This is a genomic window from Roseospira navarrensis (assembly GCF_009601025.1).
Lineage (GTDB): Bacteria > Pseudomonadota > Alphaproteobacteria > Rhodospirillales > Rhodospirillaceae > Rhodospira > Rhodospira navarrensis.
The window spans coordinates 1-860 of the sequence record NZ_WIVE01000164.1 but is presented as its reverse complement, the minus strand read 5'-3'; the positions used below and the strand labels follow the sequence as shown (position 1 = coordinate 860).

Here is an 860-nt window from a genome sequence, read left to right as displayed (position 1 = left end):
CTCCTGGGGATCGTCACGACCAAGGGACCCACCACCTACGATATGTTGATCGCGCCGGAAGCAAAGGGATAAGCCATTCGCCGTATTGACTGTATTTGTTTTGCTGCTCAAGGGCATTCTTCATGCTGCCGTACCGCATGTAAAGGTTGTAGAAGGGGTCCACGGGTGAAAGCACGACCCGGGTCCCCGAGGTTTGCGTGGCAGCCTCCGCCGAACAGGTCTCTTCTGTACTCGCGGGCTCGATTTTTTGCGTTCCCATGGCCTGAAGTCCTGGCGCTGAGTGTTGATGGTCACAGCGGGCGGACCCGCATGTCTTGATGCGCGTCCGACACTTGGCTTCGTCATGACGTGCCGTGTTGAACGCTTCGCCCCCCTGGTTCAGGGATTGATGGGTCGAAGGGCCCGAAGAGGTCCAGCCGGCACCTCGCGGTTCCTAATTTTGCGTCGCATCGGCATCGCGTTTCGCCTGGGCCATGGCATCCTTCAGGTTCGTGTATTTGTACTCTTTGTAATGGAAAACATCGGCCGGAATACGCGTAATACCCGCGCAGCGCATTTCGGCGTCCGTAATGGGTGCGTTCTTGTCCAGGCGGGCGGTGTCGATCTTTTGGCGTTCCATGTCCTGGTCTCCACTGGTTCAGGGGTGCCGGCTCCCTCTGATACCGGCCGACTGGGCCGGGGCCCTCGGCGCCGCATCGCGGCGCCATCCAAGAGGTGGCCGCCCCTAGGCGGCCGGGGCGCCGCATCGCGGCGCCATCCAAGAGATGGCCGCCCCTAGGCGGCCGGGGCGACCCTCAGATGGGGCGCGTCGAGTTCCTGCCCTTGATGATGCGGTCGATCAGCTCGGCCACATCCCGATG

The 860-nt window shown here is 61.9% G+C and carries 1 protein-coding gene; it reads right to left on the bottom strand.

Annotation, left to right across the window (positions count from 1 at the left end; all coding sequences use genetic code 11):
* Nucleotides 1-433 precede the first annotated feature (433 nt).
* Nucleotides 434-619 (bottom strand): hypothetical protein, encoded by a 186-nt coding sequence (locus GHC57_RS19115; protein WP_153347253.1) that lies wholly within the window; start codon nt 617-619, stop codon nt 434-436.
* Nucleotides 620-860: the final 241 nt, after the last annotated feature.